This window comes from Bradyrhizobium sp. STM 3566 (assembly GCF_045571445.1).
Lineage (GTDB): Bacteria > Pseudomonadota > Alphaproteobacteria > Rhizobiales > Xanthobacteraceae > Bradyrhizobium > Bradyrhizobium vignae.
In genome coordinates this window covers 3,914,796-3,928,064 of sequence record NZ_CP120692.1, presented here as the reverse complement: position 1 = coordinate 3,928,064, position 13,269 = coordinate 3,914,796, and the positions used below count along the sequence as shown (strand labels likewise).

The window sequence follows — 13,269 nt, the reverse complement described above, 5'->3', positions numbered from 1 at the left end:
TTCTCAGGCCGACCGTTCGTGGCGCCCTGCGCGCTGGGTGTTGCGGCGGATCTCGACCGCGTCGGCGAGCTGCTCGAGCGCGGTTGCCGTGGTCGCCCAGTCGATGCAGCCGTCGGTGATGCTCTGCCCGTAAGTGAGCGGCTTGCCAGGCACCACGTCCTGACGGCCGGCGACGAGGTTGCTCTCGATCATCACACCCATGATGCGGCTCTCGCCGCCCGAGATCTGACCAGCGATATCGGCCATCACCAGCGGCTGGTTCTCCGGCTTCTTGCTCGAATTGGCATGGCTCGCATCGACCATCACCAGCGGCGCGACGCCGGATCTGGTCAATTCATTGCAGGCGGCCGCAACGCTTGCCGCATCGTAGTTCGGCTTGCTGCCGCCGCGCAGGATGACGTGGCAATCCTCGTTGCCGGCGGTCGAGGCGATCGCCGAACGGCCGAGCTTCGTCACCGCCATGAAGTGATGCGGATGCGAGGCCGACTTCACCGCGTCCGCTGCGATCCGCACATTGCCGTCGGTGCCGTTCTTGAAGCCGACCGGGCAGGACAGCCCCGAGGCCAGCTCGCGATGGATCTGGCTCTCGGTCGTCCGCGCACCGATCGCGGCCCAGGAGACGAGGTCTGCGATGTATTGCGGCGTCGTCATATCAAGGAATTCGGTGCCCGCGGGGAGGCCGAGATTGTTCACCGCCGACAGCACGTTGCGCGCCAGCCTCAGGCCCTTGTTGATGTCGAAGCTGCCGTCGAGATCGGGGTCGTTGATGAGGCCCTTCCAGCCGACCGTGGTCCGCGGCTTCTCGAAATAGACCCGCATGACGATCTCGAGCTGGTCGGCAAGGTCTTCGCGCAGGCGTGCAAGGCGCTCGGCGTAGTCGAGCGCCGCCTTGGGATCGTGCACCGAGCAGGGGCCGACCACGACCAGCAGGCGGTCGTCCTGGCCGCTCAGGATGGCGTGGATGGCGTTGCGGGCGGCCATCACCACGCGCGTTGCGGTGAGCGTGCGCGGAACCTCCCGCATCACCTCTTCCGGCGTGCTCAGTTCTTTCAGTTCACGGATACGAAGATCGTCGGTCGTGCTCAGCACGGCGGGCTCCTGTCTGTGTTGGAAACCTGCCGGCCAATAAAAAACCGCCAGGTCTGGCGGCTTGTTCGGACGTTTGCTGCAATGTGTCAGATTGAGCGCGATCCTCCCGCCGCCAGCGAGCTGTCGTAGCTAAAGTACCAAAAATAGCTGGTGGCGACGGTGATCATGGCAGGCCATATAGCGTGCCGCTGGCGGATTGTCACCCCCAAAAAAATGCGCGGGAGGCGATGATGCGTCTCAGGTGTTGCTCTTGCGCGCCGCCAGCGCCATGCCGGTCAGGGTGGCGCCACCGAACAGCAGGTTGATACCGACGAGCACGCCGATCGCCCATTCTGCCGAGCTCGGCAGTCCCGTGATCACCATGAACGAGATCGCGATGTCGATGAGGCCCGAGATCAGGAGCCATGACCAGCGGCTGCTCAGCTCGCGGCGGTGCTCCAGTGCGTACATGATAGTGGCAACGCCCTCGGCGAGGAAATAGGCGCCGAGCACGATGGTCAGCGTCAGCACGGCCTGCATCGGCCGGGCCAGCAGCAACATACCGGTGAGCATGGCCAACGCGGCCGAGATCAGCGACCACCAGAAGCCTGGCGTGCTGCGCGCCCAATAGGTCGCGATCAGTCCGCCGATACCGCTGATCAGGAACATCCAGCCGAGGAAGATCGTGGTCGCAAGACTCGCGAGCGGCGGAAGGATCAATGCGGCGACGCCGAGAACCGCAAGGAGGATGCCTTCGAACAGGAAGGCCTTCCAATGCGCCTCGACCGCCTGGCTCATCGCGGATTGCAGCCGTGAAAATTCCTCAGGCGATGTCATGATGGCCTCGATCTCGAAAGCCGTTCCATGCGGTCCAATCTAGTAGGTGTGCACCGCGCTTGCCATCCCGCGCCTCAGCCACCGCCCTGCATTGAGGAAAAACCTTCACCACTCGTGCGAATGCGGTTGCGGCCGAGAATGTAGATCGCCGTTGTGACAATCAGAAGCGCGAGGCCGAGCAGGATCGAGACGAAACCAATCGGGATCAGCGCCAGCGTCAGGTTGCGTTCGGGGTTGATCAGCCAGTGGTGGATCGAGGTCAGCACGAAGGCGAGCCCGACAAAGCCGATGCCGCCGCCGGCAAGCAGCAGCGCCCACATCCGCCGCAACTGGCTGAGCCGTTCGCGTGCCACATCAGTCCGCGGCGCATGATGGCGCGCGACGCGCCGGACCAGGCGGATGGCGAAGGCAATCGAGCCGAAGCCGATCAGGAGGCTCGCCGCGCCCAGCCACATGCGAAGCGTCGGATCCAGGTCGGGCATTCTTTGCAGGGTCAGTAGCGGGAAATCGAAGGCCGAATGCAGCGCGAGCGGGCCGGCGAAGATCAACAGCCGGCTGGAAAAACGGGCCCAATCGCGATGGTGGCGGTTGGCGCCCAGTGCCGTGCCGGCGCGCGCGATCGTCAGGTAAGCGCCCGCAATGATGCCGAGCGCGCCGTGGAATGGCACAGTCAGCACGCTGCGCAGAGCGGCCAGCGAGCGCCACATCTCCGCGTGCTGGACCAGATAAGCGAGGTTCTCATAGGCGGCGAAACCGAGGCCGACCGCGGCGCCATAGACCACGGTGTCCATCGGATTGGCAAAAGTCCGCCGCTTGGTCGAGGAGACCAGCACGATGGCGATCACCTTGACGGCCTCCTCAGGCAGCGCGACGCCGAAGATCGAATGCATGGCCAGCGCCGCCCAGGGGTCGTCGGGGGCGGCGACCATTTTGGCGAAGGGGGCGCGGGCGAGACCCAGCAGCGAAATGCTGGCCGCACCTAACAAGAACGCGGTCCAGACCTGGGTCGGCGGTCCTGGGCGCTCTTCGGCGGCAATGACAAGCCACAGCATTAGCAGCGCCGGGGCGACGGCGGCAGTTCCAAGGACGGTGGGGAGCGCTTCAATCAGGTACATCGGCGCCGAAGATAGGTTCCCTTGTTCCGCTTATCTACGTTCAACGATGCGACCATGTGTCATGCGCCTGCTGTCGGTGCGCTTAACGCGCGCGACAGCTTCCGTTCATCGATGCCCGGACCAAGAAGCAGAATACAAGCGCAATCAATTGCATGACAAAGAATGCTCGTCATCCATCGCAACAACAATGCGCCCGACATGGGATGGGGATTCGGCAAGCCAGATCAAGGAAGTGCGTGGGTTTCTTCGCTTCCCGGCGCAGTTGTCCTGACGGCAGCACCGCGGGGCATGCGCCGGCTGTAGTGGCCCAGTGATGGCCCGCCCTTTTCCGGCTCAGTGCGTGGTGATCGTCGGCGCGTCGGGGGCGACGTCGAAGGCGCCGAGATGGAACTCCTCGCCGGCCGACTCATGTGATTCGGAATGCTGCGCCAGCAGCGTGAACGCGGCCTGTGGGTATCGCTTCCAGATCTCGAGATCGCCGGCCGTGATGGTGAGCCAGCCGAACGTGTACATGTAGCGTCCGGGCTCGGTCACCCGGCCGACCCTGTCCCAGGTGATCTTACCAACTTTGATCTTATCAACTGTGATCTTGTCGACTGCCATTCGGTCCCCCGATCGCAAGTCTGCAAAATGACGTCCGGCCCGCGGCACGGACGCGCAAAGGCTGATCCGGCATTGGGGCCGCTATAGGGCGGCGAGGTCAGGCCGACTTCAGCAAGTGCGTGCGGACGATCAGGCGGTTGAGGTCGTCCCGGTTCTGCTTTTCGGCGAATTTGACCGCAAAGCCATGGTCGAACTTGCGGATCACCCGCCCGACGCAGGCGCCGACCGCGAGCGCGGTTCCGAGCGGCGGATCGTACTCTGAGGACACCGCGACGCCGGCCGTCGAGACGTCGATGATGAAGCACGGGTGACTGCTGCCGTCGGCGAGAGTGAGGACGGTGTGCGAGACCTGCGGAACGAAACGCGCGTCACGCCGCAGCTCGCGAACGCTGGCATCCTTTTGCTTCTTCTCGAGCCAGGTCAGCTTCTCCGACATCCAGGCGCGCCGCGCCCGCGTCATCTCGAGCTCCATCAGGAAGCCCGCCTTCAACGTCGCGCTGATGGTGCACTGGAGTTCGCCGAAATCCTGGAAGTAGGAGGTCACGCGTTCGCCGACCTTGCCGACGACAGGCACGTCCACGATCATCCGGAAAGGCGAGACACGCTTGGTGCGGCAGGCGAAGCTGCGGAGCTTGCCTTCGCAATCGTACCAGCGGGGCAGCGAATAGCTGCCGCTCACCGCAAGGTCCACTGCTCGCTGTCTGAGGAACTCTGCGACGGACATGAACGCAAACCGGGGTTTTGGGGGATTTCCGTATTCCCACGGTAGCGGTCAAACTCTAAGCAAATGATACCAGCGTACATGAGCAGGGGTAAATTTCCGGTTAACCCCAGACGCCACTGAGCCACCGCGTGATCGCAAAGGTCGAATAGTCGCAGGCGAGGTCCGTGCCTACTCGAAGCAGCTTTCCAACTCAGGTGTTTCGGCGATGAGGAGCGGCGGCAGATATGGCGCTCCCTAGCGGAATCGAACCGCTCTCTCCACCGTGAAAGGGTGGCGTCCTGACCGATAGACGAAGGGAGCAAACGCAGGGCCCCGCCGCTTTCCGCGGCACGGCCGCTGGCCGGCCGAGCAGTGCCCGGCGGCTGCAGCGCGCGAACGTATAGTGGCCTTTGCGCTCCCGGGCAAGCCATTCGGGAACGGACTTTTGGCTCCAGTGGACAGCACCGGCTCCGGGATCATCCGGAGGCGCGATTTCAACGGTTTGTTAGGGTTCCCTGCTTAGCGCTGGACAGGGGAGATTTTTCGCCAATGCCACCGCCGAAGAAGCGCGCAGCCCGCAAGCTGCTGTCGCGGCACGCCTGGATCACGCTCGACGGCGGCTTCGCCGCGCGGCATTGCCTGGTTCAGGACATTTCGGATACGGGCGCCAAGATCACACTGGACGAGGACGCGAGCCAGCTTCCGGGCGTGATCCGGATGGCCTTCGCACGCGACGCGCGCACCGGGCGGAGCTGCCAGGTGGTGTGGCGCCGCGGCAAGTCGGCCGGCGTCAAGTTCATCTGATCACGGACGCGGACGCCGATGGCGCGCAGCGCCGGTCCGGGCTACAAGGCGGTGATGCGCACGCCGCTCCTCATCCTGATCTCGTTGCTGGTCACGTCCGCGACTGCGGCTGAGAGCTTGCGCCTGCCGCCTGCCGAGCGGCCGCAGGCGGGCAAGGAGACCGGCAAGGCGCTGCCGCTCGCGGGCACGGCCCGGACGGCGAGGACAGGATCCTGCGCCTCCTACGGCCCGCGCTTCGTCCTGGTCGAGGGCACCGGCACCTGCGTCAAGATTGGCGGCGCGATCAGCATCGACACCACCATCCGGCGCTGATGTGCCATGCCTGCGGATCTGATACGGCTCGACATCATCGTCCCCGTGCTGATGTATTGCGCGCTTTTGCTGTGGGTCGGCCGCGGCCTCAGCTGGACCGCGCGCCTCGCCACCGCCGCGGTGACTCTGTTGCTGATCATCTGCGTGGTGGTGGTCGAGCGCGGCTGGCGCTAGGGCCCCAAAAACAAAAACCGCGAAAACAACCCCATGCACAGTAGCCAAGCCGCGGCAAATGCTTATGTTTTTCAGAATTATGATTTTGCGAAATCGAGCTTGAGGCGTCGGGCAAAACAGGGGTATGATGCCATGGTCGAAAGATGCGGCCGATCGGTCGCGCGGCTTGCTCCGACGACGGTTCCTCGCGCGATCGTCGCAGCTTGCGCCGCGCCGGCGCTCACGACATCGGCGGTGCGACGAATTGCGCAAATCCGGGCCGTTTGCCGAGCTCGGCGAGCCAGCGGGTGAGGTGCGGCTGCGCCGGCCGGCTGATGCCTTCGACGCCGAGCCAGCGCCGCGCATAGGACCCGATCGCGATGTCCGCCAGCGTGAATTGTTCGCCCTCGATGAAGCGGCGGGTGGCGAGCAGGCGGTCGGCGATGGCCCAGACCTCGGCCGCGGCATCGGCATCGCGCTGCACCTGGATCATGTCGCGCTCGGCGGGCGCCGTGCGCACGATGCCCCAGAACACCGGGCGGTCGACAGGCTGCACCGTCGACAGCGTCCAGTCGAGCCAGCGGTCGACCGAGGCGCGCTGCTTCGGCGCCTCCGGATAGATCGGCGTGCCGCGCCCATGCGCGAGGCAGAGATAGCGCATGATCGAATTGGACTCCCAAAGCATGAAGTCGCCCTCGACCAGCGTCGGGATCCGCGCGTTGGGGTTCATCGCGAGATACTCGGCCTCGCGGGTCTTGCCGTATTGCATGCCGGCATCGATCCGCTCGTAAGCAAGGCCAAGCTCGGTGAGGCACCACAGCACCTTCTGCACGTTGACCGAATTGGCGCGGCCCCAAATCGTCAGCTTGGTGTCAGGCATGAAGCGTCTCCCGCGGCATTGTTCGGTGTCGAAATCCACCTTGCTGCGGGTGATAGCGGAATTCGGCGCTCGGAGCGATGCGCGATACCTGCGCGCCCCTCATGCAAAAAGCTCCGTACGCGACGGAGCTTTCATTGCAAAGTTCGATCTGACGCTCAGCGGCCGAAGAACAGCCACAACAGAATGATCACCGGGATCGGCACGCCAAGCAGCCACAGCAACAGCCCTCTCGCCATCGCATCCTCCTCCAATCGCATCACTGGAGGGTGAACGCCCGCCGCGAGCGCTTGTTCCGGCGCGCAAGCTTACCAGTGGCCGGTGTTGGGCATCGATGCCCACGGCTCCTGCGGCGGCTTCGGCTCGCCCTTCTGCAGCAGCTCGATCGAATGCAGGTCCGGCGACCGGACGAAAGCCATGTTGCCGTCGCGGGGGGGACGGTTGATGGTGACGCCGGCCTTCATCAGCTTCTCGCAGGTGGCGTAGATGTCGTCGACCTCATAGGCGAGATGGCCAAAGAAGCGATCCTCGCCGTACGTCTCCTCGTCCCAATTGTAGGTGAGCTCGACCAGCGGCGCCCCCCGCGTCGGCGGCTGCTGCTTCAGCGCCTCCAGATCGTCCGCCGAGCACAGGAACACCAGCGTGAACCGCCCCTTCTCGTTCTCGATCCGCCGCACCTCCTTCAAGCCCAGCGCATCCTGGTAGAACTTCAGCGCGACATCGAGATTGCGCACGCGCAGCATGGTGTGGAGGTATCGCATGGTTATTGCTCCCTTGGATTGACGGAGGGTTTTGCTTTGGGCCGGGACGGCGGGAGGAGAGATAGCAGGAAAGTAGGGGGAGCGGCAGGGGCAGAAAAGCCTCGCAAAAATGATTGTCTGCCAATGTACCTCGAAGCTGAGGGGCAAAGCCGCTACTACTAACGGCGAATTCTTTCGTTTCGCCCCGCACGCATACCTTTCCACTTATTGCATCTACATGGCCGGAGTTTTTGAACGGAAGCACGACACTATCGACTCGATAGCGCGGTGAACCAGCGCAGCATTCGCCGCGACGAATGCCCGGAAACGAGATTCATTCGCCGTGACTTGGTTCAAACGATACATCGTGGGCTGCCTGATCGCGGTGCAGGGCAGGGCGGGATGAGCCTCCGGCGCCGAGATCGTTGACGCCCATGAACGGAGAGCGGCGCAATTCGGACGCGGAGTCCCGAGAGTCCCGCGAGGTCGTATGAGACGGTTTCTTGTTTTCGTCCTGATATTCCCGCTGATACTGACGCTGATTCTGAGCGCACTCTCTTTCTACGAGGACAGCTCGGTTGCCGACATGCAGGTCATGCCGGGCATGATCTGGAGAGGATATCTGATCGGCATCGTTCCGGCGCTTGTAACTGCGCTCGTGGACTGGTTGCTCAGGCGGCACCATCTCTCCCGCATTCTTCCGACAGCGCTGTCCGGGTACGCGCTTGCGGCTGGCGCGGGGCTCCTGATGCGCGATGTCAGCGTGTTTGAGGCCTTGCAGTTCGGCTTTATCGGCGCAGTTCCGGCTGCAATGTGCTCGGTGTTCTCGGGCAAGCAGAGGCTGGATGACGTCGCGGGCAACTACGCCGACAGTGCACTCAACTCAAACAGCAATTAGGCGAGTTTCCAACACTGTCACCGCAATTCGGAGATCGATGACGTGGTCGCAACGACGGTCGCCGGTCTACAGCTGGCGGCCGAGCGCCAGCCGCGGGCCGAGTGGCGCAATCGCGAGCTGGCGGCCGAGCGCTTTCAGGCGTCCACGGAAACCTGCTGAAATGAGGAGACCGCCGAGGCGGCCTCTCACTGGCACCTCATACCCGTGCATGTCTCACTGTTATTTACCCCGCAAGGATACGTCACCTGCTGGCACCGCGACGATTGTTGCGGTGCGGGCTTGGGTGAGTCGGGAATCTTGGGGGGCGTTCCGGACGCCGAGGGTTTGGGTGTGGCTGATTGGGCGACATCTCGTCTGACCTGCAAAGGTTCATCTGAAACCAGGTGATCGATGGGGATACTGTCAGGTCGAGAGGTAACGTGTATCGCCTTCGACATGGTGGTCGGGGGAGCGGTGTGGCCGGGGGAGCGGTAGCTCGTACGGAACTATCGGACGTGTAACTCATTGAGCCGGTTGTTCATGTCAAGGACCGCCCTGTGAACCACATCGCCATTATCTTGATCTTACTCGTTGGCGGCTCTTCGCTCGCCGTGGCGCAGAGTGCGGGTGAATCGAGCAGTGGCGGAACTGCGGCCACCAGTTCCACAGGTTATGCGGGCGGCACCCTATCGACCGGGCACGCCATAAGCGGCACTGCTGGCTCCTCCGGTCCCAACGTCGGCAATGCGCTCAGCCATGCATCGACTGGCGGCGACGTGGATGCTTCCTCGGTTACTCAGGCTCCAACCTCGCACGATAACGCGGTAGATACGCCCGCCGCCCATCGCGCCATAGACAACTTGGGCAACACCGATGTCGGCATTCTCAAGAAGTAAGACCATGCCGCAATTGCCGCGGCTGGAGCTGAAGCCCGAGAACCGTTGCCTCGTTCAACAGCTTCGCCGAATACGCGCCTGAGCGAGGCCGGATTGGCACAGTTGGTCGCGCGACGATGACCTAACCTCCCAAAGCCAGTTCGCCTGCGGTTACGCGGAATAGCTGGACAATAACAGTAGAGTTGCGCACTGGAGAAGCCGCCGTCCTGCTCGAAGCTAGATCATCCGCTCCTTGGTGACCCGCAAGCTGCGAACATAATAGCCCTGTCGCTGAACGGCTGACTTGATTTCATCGCTGACTTTGACAACTCTTATTCTGCTCTTGCGCCACTTACTCCGAGAGCAAACGACGGGTATTGCAGAGCCGTTGCTCAGAACAAGCAAGTCCCGCTTGCCATTGCGATAGACATCAAACACTTTTCGCCCCCGCTGATCGGATCGAAGTAAACACGAAATATGTTTCAGTCATTCTGATCGCCCAGCTTACTACCTCGAATGGCTGTGCGGGTTGTAAATGTGCAACGCTCCGCGACTTCTGCATCACCGAGCACGCATTGAAACGAAGCGACGGTAATGCGTTCAACTTCGTTGCCGCCAAGCCGGGCGGGCTGGTTCCTGGTAAATGGCGTCGAAGCGCGAAAATACAGTAGAAAATACATCTTATTTGGCTGCTTAGCCGAGTTGTTCGTCAATGGCGGTACGAGGAACCCTGATCCTTTTCCTGCGTTTAGGCGTCATCCAGATTGAAGGAGCGCGTTATGGATCGCGAGCATGTGAAAGGTGTCGCCGATAAGGCCAAGGGCACGATTAAGGAAGGCGCCGGCAAGCTGAGCGGCGACAAGGACCTTCAAACGGAAGGCAAGGCGGACAAGGCGAAAGGTGCTGTGCACAAGGCCGCAGGTGACGTTAAGGATGCGGCGAGAGACGCAGCGGACGCCATGAAGAAGTGAGTTCCGCTCATTATCTAGGTTTTAGCACTCGCCGCTCCTTCCGGGCGGCGTTTTTGTTTGTGCTTCTGGAAGGAAAGCCCGCGGGCCATGCAGCGGCCCTGAAACCCTGAGCACATCATCCACCAACTGGCCGTTGCGGCACCTTCGCCTCATTCCAGGCTTTGTTCTCTGGAGGGGGCTTTCGGAACTCTTGCAGTCCGCACGAGTTACAGAGCCGCCGACAGGATGGAGCTCTCTTGATCGCGTCGGTCGGCAGCATTTGAACAGAGAGAGGCGACAATGAAGGCACCACTTCTTGCTGGCGCATTAATCATCGGATGCACCGCCCCAGCACTGGCCGATGAGTACTATGTCGTGCAAGGTCCGAGCCGCCAATGCACGGTTACCACCACACGCCCGGCGGACAAGGAGGTCGTAACACAGATTGGTCCGATGGCTTTCAAGAGCCGCGTGGAAGCCGAAGATCGCATCAAGCAGACCAAAGTCTGCGAGGAAGGGACAGTCGGTAGTAGCAGCGGCACGACCGTCATCAAAGAGAAGTAATCGACGGCTCGTTCCCGATCGAGTTTGGCATCGAAAAAGTCGCGCCCATTTGCTGTCGGCGCGACTTTTTGTGTTTTCCAGACCACCAACTGACCCCAGATCTCGAGGACCGCGGTGATCTTCGCGGTTATCGATTTCGGGGCTATGTCGCCGTATCCGACAGTCGCCATGCCTTCGGACGCCATCCGACTGCCGGCTCGCCCAATTCCCGCTTTACGCCGCATCCCGAAGTGTGCCGGCCGACATGGTCAAACGGCCGGCAGTTGAACCCCGCCAGCGATGGGGTCGACTAAACGCCATGGCCGCATTCTTCGCAGATCTCCTGTTCGATCTCGTCAGATGCCTCGTCGGTAGCTGGCTGAGGCAGGCTGCGGTCGCCGTTTGCGCCTGGCTCGATACGAAGATTCACGGCCGCGCTGCACGCTTTGTCGTGGGCGTCCTGCTCGGGATCGCCGCCTATTTCTTCATCCCTGTTGTCGCCGGGCTGTTGGGTCTCTGATGCCCTCCGTGAAGACGAACCTCGTCATCGCACTGGCCGTCGGGGCGCTCATTTCGGCGCTGCTCCTCGCCATCGAGCCGCTGACCGACTTCGCTTATCTTTCGCTGGAGTGGCCTGGCATCACCGCCGCATATTTCTTCTGGGGAGCGATCGGCGGACCCACCTTCCTCGGCATTGCCATGTCGTGGCTCGTGAATGCGCTCATCTACGGTCTGGGTGCTTTCGTCATTCTCAGCGTTATAAAGGTGCTGAGGGAAGCATGAAGCGGTGGCTTCCAAGGTTAGGCAAGGTTGCGAGGGTTGCAGCGATTTGCGGCACCGTCGCCTGGCTTGTGCCTTTGACGAGTTCTCCTCAAGCGCCCGATGCAGCGCATCCCGAGCGTTACGCGCACCGGCACGACGTCAGGTATGTGAGCGAGGGGATGGAATTGACTCTCCGAATTCTGCTCGGCTCGTCGTTCACCCTGGCCATGCTGGCGTTTGGATGCCGCTTCGCGACCAGGGACATGCAAGACGACGCTAGCTAGGCAGGCGTGTCGCCGAAGAGGACTAAGCTGCTTCGTTGTTGCAATTGAGCCCGGCGCGAACCAGGCCAGACCGCGAATATCGGGATGTCAGGATGAGACTGATCGGCGTCAGCGCCTGTTGGACTGCTGCCGCGCAGTCCACCCTCGAAGCGATTAGCAGATTGGCCGGACCTTGATGGCAGCTGATGCCGGAGCGATTGTTTGGTCACGCACAACCAGCTCCGCCGACCATGTCCAGTCCCTCACGCCGTCTTCTCGCCATCCTTCGCGACGATCTCGACTTCGAAATAGCCCATGTCGCGGAGCTCGGCGGCCTTCTTCTCGGCCGCTTCCCTGGTATCCCGTTTCAAAATGATCTGCCCGGCACCGTCGCGGGCGCAAACGAAATAAGGCATTTTCGATTCCCAATTTCGTTTGCATACACACGGACTCGGGTCCCTGCAATCATGCGGGTCACTCGTCCAGCCCGGCCTCTTGCCGCATCTTGTCGATCAGCTCCGAGGCCTCGGCCTTGGTCAGCTCGCGCTCGGGCGGCTTTACGTGCGCCTGCTCGGCGAGGGTCTTGAGATAGGATTCCTGGGCTCCCGTCATCGGGTCGCCTCCGGAAACCCAGTCCTTCGGTTCCTTCCGGGTGTTGTCCGCCATCGCAAATCTCCGCTTTTCCGTAGAACGTCGGACTGGACTTGTCGTTCCGTTTTTGTTCTCATTGGGCCATATTCAAATCGTGAGGCTGAACATGCCGGACCTGGATTTTGTCAGGCAGGAGATCGAACGGATGCGCATCCAAATCGGCAGGCAGAGGAAGGAGATCCTCCAGCTGCAGCGGGCGGGCATCGGGACGGCTTCGGCCGAAGCGCTGCTGTCGCGGATGGAGGCGAAGGTCGAAAGTCTCTGCGCCCAGCGGGACGCACTGAAGGATGCGGAACCGCATCACAACAAGGGCAGGGTGCTCGGCGGGAGGACATGGTGAGCAGGCGATGGTTCGACGACGAGAGAGACCTGTCGCCCTTCCTGACCGCGCTCGAAGACGTTCGCCGACGAGCGACGCGGGAAGGGTGGTGCTATGCCCACGTCCAGGCCATCATCGTGGCCATCGACCAGTATGCCGAAGCCGCGACGGGCAACCGCGAATATTTCCTGAACAAGCCGGTTTCGATCGGCGACAGGCGGAAGGCCGCGGACATTCCGTGAGGGCCATGCCCTCGTATCGTTGCTCGTGCATCGGATCGAAGCCCGAGGCGCGTACGTCGCTGCGCCGATCAGCGGGCCGAGGCCGAGGAGGAGGGCGCCGACCTCGCCCGACCGGGCGAAGCGGCCTTCTTCGGCGAAGCTGCCCGTCGGGCTTTGCCGGACTTCGGACGAGCTTCGGGCGCGATCCCGTTCTGCTCATCGAATTGCTTCAACCAGGCTTGGATGTATCGCGGGTCGTCGGGACAAAGCTGTTCAAGTAAACGAAGGTTCTTCGCTCTGAATTCCACAAGGGTTTTCGGCATAATGCCTCCTCAAACCCCGCCCCCTCGAGAGGGTGCGTCGGCAGGGGAACCGGGTCAACGGCAAAGAGAGGCTTGAAATTCCGGGCGAACTGATGCAGCGCGCAAAAGCGAAAACCCCGCCCTTGAGGAGGCGGGGTTCTCTATCGGGGTGAACTACCCGCGCTGCTTCGCTGACGGCAGATGCGCGGTTCACCTCTGCCGTCGGGCGAAATGAACCACGCGCCGCTTTGCTGCGGAGCGGCGTGGCCGACAAGCAAGCGCTGCAGAAGACTA

22 protein-coding genes and 1 tRNA gene are annotated in these 13,269 nt (G+C 62.3%); 12 read left to right on the top strand and 11 right to left on the bottom strand.

Annotated features, from left to right (window positions below; genetic code table 11):
- Positions 1-3: 3 nt before the first annotated feature.
- The 3 genes from P6U27_RS18930 to P6U27_RS18920 form a co-directional block, all read right to left on the bottom strand.
- Positions 4-1,089 (bottom strand): 3-deoxy-7-phosphoheptulonate synthase, encoded by a 1,086-nt coding sequence (locus tag P6U27_RS18930; RefSeq protein WP_122403355.1) that lies wholly within the window; start codon positions 1,087-1,089, stop codon positions 4-6.
- A gap of 237 nt (positions 1,090-1,326) precedes the next feature.
- Positions 1,327-1,905 (bottom strand): HdeD family acid-resistance protein, encoded by a 579-nt coding sequence (locus P6U27_RS18925; RefSeq protein WP_407192304.1) that lies wholly within the window; start codon positions 1,903-1,905, stop codon positions 1,327-1,329.
- 74 nt (positions 1,906-1,979) lie between these two features.
- Positions 1,980-3,020, bottom strand: a complete 1,041-nt coding sequence (locus P6U27_RS18920; protein ID WP_407192303.1) for a PrsW family glutamic-type intramembrane protease — start codon at positions 3,018-3,020, stop codon at positions 1,980-1,982.
- Between the two features lie 61 nt (positions 3,021-3,081).
- On the opposite strand from P6U27_RS18920, the gene P6U27_RS18915 reads away from it, so the two are divergent.
- Positions 3,082-3,291, top strand: coding sequence for a hypothetical protein (locus P6U27_RS18915; RefSeq protein WP_407192302.1), 210 nt, complete (start codon positions 3,082-3,084; stop codon positions 3,289-3,291).
- A gap of 62 nt (positions 3,292-3,353) precedes the next feature.
- Here P6U27_RS18915 and P6U27_RS18910 read toward each other — a convergent pair whose 3' ends face one another.
- The 3 genes from P6U27_RS18910 to P6U27_RS18900 form a co-directional block, all read right to left on the bottom strand.
- Positions 3,354-3,623: a hypothetical protein gene (locus P6U27_RS18910; RefSeq protein ID WP_162500289.1), complete on the bottom strand. Its 270-nt coding sequence runs from the start codon at positions 3,621-3,623 to the stop codon at positions 3,354-3,356.
- A gap of 97 nt (positions 3,624-3,720) precedes the next feature.
- Positions 3,721-4,347 (bottom strand): PilZ domain-containing protein, encoded by a 627-nt coding sequence (locus P6U27_RS18905; RefSeq protein WP_209294289.1) that lies wholly within the window; start codon positions 4,345-4,347, stop codon positions 3,721-3,723.
- 225 nt (positions 4,348-4,572) lie between these two features.
- Positions 4,573-4,647: transfer RNA gene (locus tag P6U27_RS18900), tRNA-Glu, on the bottom strand.
- A 228-nt stretch (positions 4,648-4,875) separates the two neighbouring features.
- On the opposite strand from P6U27_RS18900, the gene P6U27_RS18895 reads away from it, so the two are divergent.
- From P6U27_RS18895 to P6U27_RS18885, 3 genes are read left to right on the top strand one after another with little or no spacing between them, the layout of a single operon-like run.
- Complete coding sequence (locus P6U27_RS18895; protein ID WP_122403351.1) at positions 4,876-5,130, top strand: PilZ domain-containing protein; 255 nt, start codon at positions 4,876-4,878, stop codon at positions 5,128-5,130.
- A 54-nt stretch (positions 5,131-5,184) separates the two neighbouring features.
- Positions 5,185-5,442 (top strand): hypothetical protein, encoded by a 258-nt coding sequence (locus P6U27_RS18890; RefSeq protein WP_407194458.1) that lies wholly within the window; start codon positions 5,185-5,187, stop codon positions 5,440-5,442.
- Positions 5,443-5,448: 6 nt separating this feature from the next.
- On the top strand, positions 5,449-5,616 hold the full coding sequence (locus tag P6U27_RS18885) for a hypothetical protein (RefSeq protein WP_122403350.1): 168 nt from the start codon (positions 5,449-5,451) through the stop codon (positions 5,614-5,616).
- A 220-nt stretch (positions 5,617-5,836) separates the two neighbouring features.
- Here the strand turns inward: P6U27_RS18885 and P6U27_RS18880 are convergent, their stop codons facing one another.
- Both P6U27_RS18880 and P6U27_RS18875 read right to left on the bottom strand, forming a co-directional pair.
- Positions 5,837-6,475, bottom strand: a complete 639-nt coding sequence (locus P6U27_RS18880) for a glutathione S-transferase family protein (protein ID WP_407194415.1) — start codon at positions 6,473-6,475, stop codon at positions 5,837-5,839.
- 305 nt (positions 6,476-6,780) lie between these two features.
- Positions 6,781-7,233: a VOC family protein gene (locus P6U27_RS18875; RefSeq protein WP_407194414.1), complete on the bottom strand. Its 453-nt coding sequence runs from the start codon at positions 7,231-7,233 to the stop codon at positions 6,781-6,783.
- A 469-nt stretch (positions 7,234-7,702) separates the two neighbouring features.
- Between P6U27_RS18875 and P6U27_RS18870 the strand changes: the two genes are divergently transcribed.
- Together P6U27_RS18870 and P6U27_RS18865 are read left to right on the top strand one after the other, a co-directional pair.
- Positions 7,703-8,110 carry a hypothetical protein gene (locus P6U27_RS18870; RefSeq protein ID WP_407194413.1) on the top strand — a complete coding sequence of 136 codons (408 nt, stop codon included), beginning with the start codon at positions 7,703-7,705 and terminating at the stop codon, positions 8,108-8,110.
- A gap of 536 nt (positions 8,111-8,646) precedes the next feature.
- Positions 8,647-8,985, top strand: a complete 339-nt coding sequence (locus P6U27_RS18865) for a hypothetical protein (RefSeq protein WP_407194412.1) — start codon at positions 8,647-8,649, stop codon at positions 8,983-8,985.
- Positions 8,986-9,201: 216 nt separating this feature from the next.
- On the opposite strand, the gene P6U27_RS18860 is transcribed toward P6U27_RS18865, so the two are convergent.
- On the bottom strand, positions 9,202-9,402 hold the full coding sequence (locus tag P6U27_RS18860) for a hypothetical protein (RefSeq protein ID WP_122403345.1): 201 nt from the start codon (positions 9,400-9,402) through the stop codon (positions 9,202-9,204).
- A 341-nt stretch (positions 9,403-9,743) separates the two neighbouring features.
- On the opposite strand from P6U27_RS18860, the gene P6U27_RS18855 reads away from it, so the two are divergent.
- The 4 genes from P6U27_RS18855 (at position 9,744) to P6U27_RS18840 (ending at position 11,240) form a co-directional block, all read left to right on the top strand.
- Positions 9,744-9,935, top strand: coding sequence for a CsbD family protein (locus P6U27_RS18855; protein WP_122403344.1), 192 nt, complete (start codon positions 9,744-9,746; stop codon positions 9,933-9,935).
- A 279-nt stretch (positions 9,936-10,214) separates the two neighbouring features.
- Entirely contained in the window at positions 10,215-10,478 is a 264-nt protein-coding gene (locus tag P6U27_RS18850; RefSeq protein WP_162500288.1) for a hypothetical protein, read from the top strand.
- A 298-nt stretch (positions 10,479-10,776) separates the two neighbouring features.
- The gene (locus tag P6U27_RS18845; protein ID WP_122403343.1) at positions 10,777-10,977 is read left to right on the top strand and encodes a hypothetical protein; all 201 of its coding nucleotides are present in this window, start codon (positions 10,777-10,779) and stop codon (positions 10,975-10,977) included.
- Positions 10,977-11,240 carry a hypothetical protein gene (locus P6U27_RS18840; protein WP_407194411.1) on the top strand — a complete coding sequence of 88 codons (264 nt, stop codon included), beginning with the start codon at positions 10,977-10,979 and terminating at the stop codon, positions 11,238-11,240. The genes P6U27_RS18845 and P6U27_RS18840 overlap by 1 nt, the downstream gene beginning before the upstream one ends.
- A 505-nt stretch (positions 11,241-11,745) precedes the next feature.
- Here P6U27_RS18840 and P6U27_RS18835 read toward each other — a convergent pair.
- Together P6U27_RS18835 and P6U27_RS18830 are read right to left on the bottom strand one after the other, a co-directional pair.
- The gene (locus P6U27_RS18835; protein ID WP_407194410.1) at positions 11,746-11,898 is read right to left on the bottom strand and encodes a hypothetical protein; all 153 of its coding nucleotides are present in this window, start codon (positions 11,896-11,898) and stop codon (positions 11,746-11,748) included.
- 58 nt (positions 11,899-11,956) lie between these two features.
- Positions 11,957-12,148, bottom strand: a complete 192-nt coding sequence (locus P6U27_RS18830; RefSeq protein ID WP_209294295.1) for a DUF3072 domain-containing protein — start codon at positions 12,146-12,148, stop codon at positions 11,957-11,959.
- A gap of 91 nt (positions 12,149-12,239) precedes the next feature.
- Here P6U27_RS18830 and P6U27_RS18825 point away from each other — a divergent pair, with 91 nt between their 5' ends.
- Entirely contained in the window at positions 12,240-12,473 is a 234-nt protein-coding gene (locus P6U27_RS18825; RefSeq protein ID WP_407194409.1) for a hypothetical protein, read from the top strand.
- On the top strand, positions 12,467-12,694 hold the full coding sequence (locus P6U27_RS18820; RefSeq protein ID WP_122403338.1) for a hypothetical protein: 228 nt from the start codon (positions 12,467-12,469) through the stop codon (positions 12,692-12,694). Before P6U27_RS18825 ends, P6U27_RS18820 begins: the two co-directional genes overlap by 7 nt.
- The last annotated feature ends 575 nt before the right edge of the window (positions 12,695-13,269 follow it).

Bases quoted from the DNA above. Each gene is read 5' to 3' on its own strand.
- P6U27_RS18895 (WP_122403351.1), top strand. From the start codon at position 4,876: ATGCCACCGCCGAAGAAGCGCGCAGCCCGCAAGCTGCTGTCGCGGCAC.
- P6U27_RS18825 (WP_407194409.1), top strand. From the start codon at position 12,240: ATGCCGGACCTGGATTTTGTCAGGCAGGAGATCGAACGGATGCGCATC.
- P6U27_RS18870 (WP_407194413.1), top strand. From the start codon at position 7,703: ATGAGACGGTTTCTTGTTTTCGTCCTGATATTCCCGCTGATACTGACG.
- P6U27_RS18885 (WP_122403350.1), top strand. From the start codon at position 5,449: ATGCCTGCGGATCTGATACGGCTCGACATCATCGTCCCCGTGCTGATG.
- P6U27_RS18830 (WP_209294295.1), bottom strand. From the start codon at position 12,148: ATGGCGGACAACACCCGGAAGGAACCGAAGGACTGGGTTTCCGGAGGC.
- P6U27_RS18820 (WP_122403338.1), top strand. From the start codon at position 12,467: ATGGTGAGCAGGCGATGGTTCGACGACGAGAGAGACCTGTCGCCCTTC.
- P6U27_RS18910 (WP_162500289.1), bottom strand. From the start codon at position 3,623: ATGGCAGTCGACAAGATCACAGTTGATAAGATCAAAGTTGGTAAGATC.
- P6U27_RS18850 (WP_162500288.1), top strand. From the start codon at position 10,215: ATGAAGGCACCACTTCTTGCTGGCGCATTAATCATCGGATGCACCGCC.
- P6U27_RS18925 (WP_407192304.1), bottom strand. From the start codon at position 1,905: ATGACATCGCCTGAGGAATTTTCACGGCTGCAATCCGCGATGAGCCAG.
- P6U27_RS18845 (WP_122403343.1), top strand. From the start codon at position 10,777: ATGGCCGCATTCTTCGCAGATCTCCTGTTCGATCTCGTCAGATGCCTC.
- P6U27_RS18915 (WP_407192302.1), top strand. From the start codon at position 3,082: ATGCGCCTGCTGTCGGTGCGCTTAACGCGCGCGACAGCTTCCGTTCAT.
- P6U27_RS18835 (WP_407194410.1), bottom strand. From the start codon at position 11,898: ATGCCTTATTTCGTTTGCGCCCGCGACGGTGCCGGGCAGATCATTTTG.
- P6U27_RS18855 (WP_122403344.1), top strand. From the start codon at position 9,744: ATGGATCGCGAGCATGTGAAAGGTGTCGCCGATAAGGCCAAGGGCACG.
- P6U27_RS18880 (WP_407194415.1), bottom strand. From the start codon at position 6,475: ATGCCTGACACCAAGCTGACGATTTGGGGCCGCGCCAATTCGGTCAAC.
- P6U27_RS18890 (WP_407194458.1), top strand. From the start codon at position 5,185: ATGCGCACGCCGCTCCTCATCCTGATCTCGTTGCTGGTCACGTCCGCG.
- P6U27_RS18920 (WP_407192303.1), bottom strand. From the start codon at position 3,020: ATGTACCTGATTGAAGCGCTCCCCACCGTCCTTGGAACTGCCGCCGTC.
- P6U27_RS18840 (WP_407194411.1), top strand. From the start codon at position 10,977: ATGCCCTCCGTGAAGACGAACCTCGTCATCGCACTGGCCGTCGGGGCG.
- P6U27_RS18905 (WP_209294289.1), bottom strand. From the start codon at position 4,347: ATGTCCGTCGCAGAGTTCCTCAGACAGCGAGCAGTGGACCTTGCGGTG.
- P6U27_RS18875 (WP_407194414.1), bottom strand. From the start codon at position 7,233: ATGCGATACCTCCACACCATGCTGCGCGTGCGCAATCTCGATGTCGCG.